The following is a 6,707-nucleotide window of genomic DNA, read 5'->3' on the forward strand; positions in this document are numbered from 1 at the left end:
CCCGCCAGCGGGAGAAGCGATGCCTGGCTGCGCGTGATCTCTCGATCGAACTGCAACTGACCACCCACCGCCCCCTTCCCCACCCGCGGGGGAAGGTGCCCGAAGGGCGGATGGGGGCAGCATTGCTGCGAGGCGACCAACAAAGGCGCGACAAGCGCAAACGGTGTTGCCCCTCCCTCATCCGGCGCTGCGCGCCACCTTCTCCCGCTGGCGGGAGAAGCGATGCCTGGCTGCGCGTGATCTCTCGATTGCACTGCAACTGACCACCCACCACTCCCTTCCCCCGCCCGCGGGGGAAGGTGCCCGAAGGGCGGATGGGGGCAGCACCCGGCAGCAAGCAAGCCAGGCAACACAACCCCAGAACGCACAAGGCGGCCAAAGCCGCCTCGTCGTTCATTCCCCACTGCAGCGCACCGACCTCAGCGCTGGCGCTTCTTGCGTACGTACAGCACCAGCGAATGCTCTTCCAGTTCATAGCCGTGCTTGGCGGCGATCTGGCGCTGCAGTGCTTCGATCTCTTCGCTTTCGAACTCGATGACGTGGCCGGTGTCCACATCGACCATATGATCGTGATGGCCGCCGCGGTCCAGCTCGTATACCGCCTGGCCGCCTTCGAAGTTGTGTTTGAGTACCAGACCAGCAGCCTCGAACTGGGTCAGCACGCGATACACCGTGGCCAGCCCGATCTCATCGCCGTGGTCCAGCAACTGCCGGTAGATGTCTTCAGCGCTGAGGTGATGCTGGTTGCTCTTCTGTTCGAGCAGTTCCAGGATCCGCATCCGCGGGTGGGTCACCTTCAGCCCGACTTTGCGCAGGTCGTGGGTTTCCATGTGTTCTCCGTTCATTGGCGATTTAGCGCCAGCTGCCTTCAAACGGGTCGCGGCGACCGGGGGAAGTGTATCATCGGCGTGATTTCCTCAGCACTTACTCCACGATGCGCAATCTCCTGCTGGTCGCCGCCATTGCCTTGTCCACCGCTGGCTGCGGCATCATCTACAAGCAGCCGATCTACCAGGGCAATCTGATCAAGCAGAACGCCGTGGAGCAGCTGCAGGTAGGCCAGAGCAAGCAGCAGGTCAGCGCATTGCTGGGGACGCCGTCGATTCCGGACCCGTTCCACGCCCAGCGCTGGGACTACACCTCCACCCAGCGGGTGGATCGTCTGGCGCATACCGAGATCAAGAATTTCACCGTGTTCTTCGAGAACGACCAGGTAACCCGTTGGGAAGGCGACTATTTCCCCTCCCAGGACGAGCAGTTGGCCAAGTCGGCACCCAAGCAGTTCGGCCGCAATCTGGCGCGCGACAAGAAGAAGCAGCGCGGCCGTTGAGCCACTCGGTCGGGGTTTGCCCCTGACCGCAGCGATACTGATTTCTCGACCACCCCTAGCTATTGCACCCTGCAACGGGCGGGCGTGTCCGGCCAACCGCGCGTTCGCCGGCCGTCGCAAGCCATGCTGCAGCATGGAGCCGCTCTCAGGCGCTAGGTCCGCGCCTTTTTGTCCGGTCCGGCCCGACGACGGCGCGCTTCTTTGGGATCCAGGAGCAGCGGCCTGAGCAACTCCACCCGGTCGCCGTCGCGCAAGACTCGCTCTGAGGGCGTCACCTGACCATGGATGGCGAGCGCGGCAGGCGAGTGTTCGCGTTCGAGGCCGGATGCGGCCACCGCGTCGGCCACTGTGGCGCCCTCGGGCAGCGTGAGCTGCACCGCGCTGTAGCGGTCCGGCCAGGCCAGTACCACCTCGACCTGCACCATCACGCGTCGCCGCGATCGGCGACCCGGACGAAATCGTTGACCATGCGATCGGCCAGCCCCTGGAAACCCAGCGCCAGCGCCGGCCCCAACAAGCGCGAACTGGTCTCCACGTCCAGGGTCAGGCTGACCTTGCAGGCATTCTCGCCCAGCGCCTGGAACTCCCACAGGCCCTCCAGGCGCTTGAATGGCCCGTCGCGCAGGTGCATCACGATGCGTTGCGGGCGTTCCAGGATGTTCTCGGTGGTGAACCAGGTTCGAAAAGTACCCAGCCCCAGGTCCAGCCGCGCAACGATACGCCCCGGATCCTGTTCGAGCACATGGGCAGCGTCGCACCAGCCGAAGCGGCGTGGATAGGCGGCGACATCATTGACCAGATCGAACATGCGGGAGGTACTGTGTTCGACCAGGGCGCTGCGACGGATGGTAGGCATTCGCTAACTTGTGAAAGACGGAAGATCGTTTGACGACACCGAATCGGCGACAATGGCGTCATGAGCAAGAAACCATCCAAGGATAAAGCAAACGGCGCGAAGGCCACGAAAACCATCGCGCTGAACAAGCGTGCGCGCCACGAATACCACCTGGAAGAACGCTACGAGGCCGGGCTGGCGCTGCAGGGCTGGGAGGTCAAGGCGATCCGCGCCGGGCGCGCCAATATCGTCGACGGCTACGCCTATGTCCGTTCTGGCGAGATCTATCTGATCGGCGCGCAGATCACCCCGCTGATCCAGGCCTCCACCCACACCGTGCCGGTCGAACGCCGCGACCGCAAGCTGCTGCTGCACCGGAACGAGATCGACAAGGTGCTGACCCGGGTGGAGCGCGAAGGCTACACCCTGGTGCCCACCGCGCTGTACTGGAGCAGCAACAAGGTCAAGCTCGAAATCGCCCTGGCCAAGGGCAAGCAGAACCACGACAAGCGCGACGCCGCCAAAGACCGCGACTGGCAACGCGACAAGCAGCGCGTGATGCGGCGGCATAACCGTGATGCCTGAGGGGCGGGGATTCGGGATTGGGGATTCGTTACAGCGATTGTGCATGAACTGGTACATGGCTGGCTTGCGATCCGCTTGCGCACCACTGCAGCACACGGCCTCACTGCCTTTGCGAATCCCGCCCCCCGACTCCCGAATCACGTCTCCCCAAGCATACGCATCAGATTCGGCACTCCCCTGCCCTGCACGTAGCGATCGCGCTGCAGATCGGTGCTGGTGTCCAGCAGCAGCTGCTTGACCCGGTCCGGGAAGCCGATGAACTCGCGGCGTGCCGACAGGAATCCGGCCAGCAGGCCAGAGACATGCGGCGCGGCCATGCTGGTGCCGCTCATCTCCACCATCAGGCTGGCAGGATCCCTCGGGTCGAAGTCGTAGTACGCCGAAACGATCTTCTCGCCCGGCGCAACCACATCGGGTTTGCTGCGGCCGTCGGCGGTGGGGCCACGCGAGGAAAAGTACGACACCCCATAGTTGTGCGGGCTGCTCTTGTGCACCGAGCCCACCACGATGGCCTCTTCGAGATTGCCCGGATCGCTGATGGACAGGTCCATATTGGCCGGATAGGTGCCGCCGTCGTTCTGCATCAGCCAGGTCAGCCCCTCGTTGCCGGCCGCCACCACCACCAGCACGCCCTGCCGCCAGAGCCGGCGCAGCTCGTTGCACAGGGGCGTGAAGCCACAACCGTAACTTTCCGGGTCGAAGCAGCCGCCCAGACTCAGGTTGATGCCGTGGATGACCAGCTCGCCGGCGCGTTCATTGATCGCAGCCACCTGTTGCACCGCCTTGATCGTCCACGAATCGCGGCCGTTTCCTGCATCGTCGAGCACCTTGAAACCATACAGGCGCGCATCCGGTGCCATGCCCGCAAACTCCAGCGGACTGCCGGGGCGGCCTTGCGCATCGGGAATGGAGGCATGGCAATGACCGGCGATGATGCCGGCGATATGGGTGCCGTGCCCATGCCGGTCCAGCCTGGCGAACGCTTCGCCATCGCCGCGTGTGAGGTGGCGGGCCGCGCCGCGCCGCGTGCAATCCCATTGCGCCACCACGTTGTCGCGCTCGCCCTTGACGAAGAAGTGCGGATGGCTGGCCGCGATACCGGTATCCAGCACCGCCCAACCGATCTGCTGGCCGCGCGCGCGGTACGCAATGCGCGCCGCATCGGCGTGCAGCACGTTGCCGGAGACATGGATCAACGCGCGCTTGCCGGCATCGCGCCATACCCGTCGAAAACCCAGTGCGCGATAGCGATCCTGCAGTGACTCGATCTCGAAGCGCGTCAGCCGCGCCGACACGAAGCGCTGCAGGCCGTCTTCCAGTTCGATCGCCTCGTCCAGCGCATCGCCTTCCAGCCCCGTGCTGCGCGAGGCGACCTGCCGCAACTGGGCCAGCAACTGCGCGCGCACGCCGCCCGGATCGCCGCCCAGCACGCGCCGATCCAGCTCGATCAGCACTTCATGCCGGTACTCCGCACCATGCGCCTCGAGCTGCTCACTGAGATCCTTGATCAGCACCGCGTTGGACACCGGCTGATCGAACCCGACACCAACGGCTTGACGCACCGCCGCGCGCACCTGCGGAATCGACAGATAGCCCGAACCCGAGTGCGAATTGCTCTGCCAATCCGGATTCAGACGCGCGGCGGCAAGATTTTCGAAGCGCCCTCTGGCGTTGGCGATATCGTCGGTGAGGTCCGGATCGAAGGCGATCGGGTCGCCGGTGTCGGCAACGTTGATCCAGCGCTGCACGCACGCGGGAAACGGCAGTTTGCGTGTGCCGGTCCAGCGCTTGAACATGCTGCGCACCTGCGGCAGGCCAAGCGGCGAACCCAGGCTCAGGAACAGTGGCACCTCGCACTCCGCCGCCTGCAGTTGGCGCAGCACGTCGTAGGCGATCATCGAGCCCTGGCTGTGGGCGACCACCACGAACGGCCCGCCGCCGGCACGCAGGCGCTGGGCCAGGCTCTCGCGCATCAGCGCGGCACGCTCCGGCACGAAGAACAGGTCATGCACGTCCTGCAGCAGCGCAGCGGAGATCAGCCGCAGCAGCACGCGGTTGATCGCATCAATCGGGCCCTTTGCCTGCAAGCCGCCCGGCACGCTGGCAGCATCGAGTTCATCCAGCAACCGGTGCAAATCCGCACGTTCCTGCGCGCTCTCGGCCAACGCATCGGCCAGCAGGTGCAGGTCCTGCGTTCCCGGCACCAGGCCCAGCGTACTCAAGGCACGTTGCACGCTCTGATTCAGCGCCGGGCCCACGTCGCGGCTATCGCAGTTGCCCGGCTCGGGCACGGGATAGCGCTCGCGGTTGACCCAGTACGCCAGGCGCGTGCGCTCTCCCATCGGCCGCCCGAACAAGGCCTTGTCCCATTGGCAGCGCAGTACCTCGGCGGGTGGCTTGTTGCCGATGCCATGGATATAGATCACCGTGCGCGCCTTGCCCTGCACGCGCTGGGTGGCGATGTCCGCCTGGTCTGCCGGTTGCGCTCCCTTGCCGCGCCGTCGGGCGGCGGGTGCGGCGGTCGTGCCCGACGCGCGACGCGCCGGCCGTGAACCTGAGGGCTTGCCTGTCGCCATCGCTTCGCTCCTTCGCTTGCGGACTGTTCCGTTCTATACGGATGAAGCCACTGTAAGCGCTGAAGGTCCCACCACTTGTGACAGGGCGCGCCGATCCCTACACTGATCAGGTCAGCGTTTGATGCTTTCCCCGGGGGTGCACTGGTTTCGACGGGGGTCGCGAAGTCGCTTGGCGCATGCCGAGGGGGCAGCTTTCCTCGTTAATCCAGCAGCAAACTTTTAGTTGCCAACGACGACAACTACGGTTCGGACTTCGCTATCGCCGCTTAATTGGCTTTAGTTGTAGTTCTACAGCCGCCTAAGGCGAACCCCCGAACTTACTTGTGCCCGTGCTCGTAAGTGTAGGGTCATTATCACGGAACCGCCGGTAGTGGCTGCCTGTCAGCTGCCGGTCAGATCAAGCAGGCTGGTTCTCAGGTGCGCTTTGCCCGCCGTGCTGCCTGGGGACGAGATCTAACGGAGGGATAAGCATGTAGTGCCGGGGATGGAGTGCTTCCGGACGGCGGTTCGATTCCGCCCACCTCCACCATCTGATCGCGGAAAAGAGCAGTAAGTGCTTGATTCGCTAAGGTTAGGCCCGGGGTTTGATGTTCAGTTTGAGCCTGCGTTAGGTATCAAACAAGGTATCAAACCCCGTGCCGAAGCCTTACTTTTGCGCCGCCCTGCTGGGCTCTATGTGCGCTTCTTCGTCCCGACCGACCTGCAAGCCCTCATTGGCTCGCGCTACCTTGTCCGTCCCGTTCGCTTGTCCCTCGGTGATGCTGCCCGACTGGCGGTGGCACGGACTGCTGTGGCACTCTCGGAAGCATTCGATCGGATGCGGCAGGGGGCAAGCAGCATGAAGGACGATTTGCTGAGCCAGGCTTTGGCCTCATTGCAAGGCAACAAAGCTCGGCCTTACACCATCAAAGTGGGTAGGATGGAACTGTCTGCTGATACGCCCATGGTTCCGTAGACACTCAAGACCCTCGTTGCGCGTAGCGCCGTTCGAACTCTACAGGCGATAGGTCGCCAGTTGAACCATGACGGCGTTGTGGGTTGTAGAACATTTCGATGTAGTCGAACACCTCGGCGCGTGCGGCGTCCTTGGTCGGGTAGATCCGCCGACTGATCCGCTCGCGTTTGAGCAAACCGAAGAAGCTCTCCACGGGCGCGTTGTCGTGGCAGTTGCCACGCCGACTCATGCTGCACACCAAGCCGTGGGACACCAGGAAGCTCTGCCAGTCATCGCTGGTGTAGATCGACCCTTGGTCCGAGTGGACCAGGCAACCAGCGCTGGGTTTGCGCCGCCACACCGCCGACAACAGCGCTTGGACGACCAACTCGGTATCGGCTCGATCGCGCATCGCCCAGCCGACGACCTGCCTGGAAAACAGATCGA

7 protein-coding genes, 1 other RNA gene and 1 pseudogene are annotated in these 6,707 nt (G+C 64.1%); 4 read left to right on the forward strand and 5 right to left on the reverse strand.

The window, feature by feature from the left end; genetic code table 11:
- Positions 1 to 419 precede the first annotated feature (419 nt).
- Complete coding sequence (fur, locus tag LL964_RS19950; protein WP_029221003.1) at positions 420 to 830, reverse strand: ferric iron uptake transcriptional regulator; 411 nt, start codon at positions 828 to 830, stop codon at positions 420 to 422.
- Positions 831 to 934: 104 nt separating this feature from the next.
- Here fur and LL964_RS19955 point away from each other — a divergent pair, with 104 nt between their 5' ends.
- Positions 935 to 1,330, forward strand: coding sequence for an outer membrane protein assembly factor BamE (locus LL964_RS19955; RefSeq protein ID WP_104587966.1), 396 nt, complete (start codon positions 935 to 937; stop codon positions 1,328 to 1,330).
- A 152-nt stretch (positions 1,331 to 1,482) separates the two neighbouring features.
- On the opposite strand, the gene LL964_RS19960 is transcribed toward LL964_RS19955, so the two are convergent.
- Both LL964_RS19960 and LL964_RS19965 read right to left on the reverse strand, forming a co-directional pair.
- On the reverse strand, positions 1,483 to 1,755 hold the full coding sequence (locus tag LL964_RS19960; RefSeq protein ID WP_208621463.1) for an RnfH family protein: 273 nt from the start codon (positions 1,753 to 1,755) through the stop codon (positions 1,483 to 1,485).
- Positions 1,755 to 2,186 carry a type II toxin-antitoxin system RatA family toxin gene (locus LL964_RS19965; RefSeq protein WP_104587967.1) on the reverse strand — a complete coding sequence of 144 codons (432 nt, stop codon included), beginning with the start codon at positions 2,184 to 2,186 and terminating at the stop codon, positions 1,755 to 1,757. Before LL964_RS19965 ends, LL964_RS19960 begins: the two co-directional genes overlap by 1 nt.
- Before the next feature lie 60 nt (positions 2,187 to 2,246).
- On the opposite strand from LL964_RS19965, the gene smpB reads away from it, so the two are divergent.
- Positions 2,247 to 2,750 carry an SsrA-binding protein SmpB gene (gene smpB / locus LL964_RS19970; RefSeq protein WP_029221007.1) on the forward strand — a complete coding sequence of 168 codons (504 nt, stop codon included), beginning with the start codon at positions 2,247 to 2,249 and terminating at the stop codon, positions 2,748 to 2,750.
- A gap of 137 nt (positions 2,751 to 2,887) precedes the next feature.
- Here the strand turns inward: smpB and LL964_RS19975 are convergent, their stop codons facing one another.
- Positions 2,888 to 5,326: a S8 family peptidase gene (locus LL964_RS19975; RefSeq protein WP_104587968.1), complete on the reverse strand. Its 2,439-nt coding sequence runs from the start codon at positions 5,324 to 5,326 to the stop codon at positions 2,888 to 2,890.
- Positions 5,327 to 5,458: 132 nt separating this feature from the next.
- Here LL964_RS19975 and ssrA point away from each other — a divergent pair.
- Together ssrA and LL964_RS19985 are read left to right on the forward strand one after the other, a co-directional pair.
- Positions 5,459 to 5,855, forward strand: a transfer-messenger RNA (tmRNA) gene (gene ssrA, locus LL964_RS19980).
- A 216-nt stretch (positions 5,856 to 6,071) separates the two neighbouring features.
- Positions 6,072 to 6,263 (forward strand): annotated as a pseudogene (locus LL964_RS19985) (integrase); the annotation flags it as partial.
- A gap of 22 nt (positions 6,264 to 6,285) precedes the next feature.
- Here LL964_RS19985 and LL964_RS19990 read toward each other — a convergent pair.
- The coding region (locus LL964_RS19990; protein ID WP_228329515.1) for an IS3 family transposase at positions 6,286 to 6,707 on the reverse strand (422 nt) is incomplete at its 5' end.

The sequence above is a fragment of the Xanthomonas melonis genome (genome assembly GCF_020783655.1).
Classification (GTDB): Bacteria; Pseudomonadota; Gammaproteobacteria; order Xanthomonadales; family Xanthomonadaceae; genus Xanthomonas; species Xanthomonas melonis.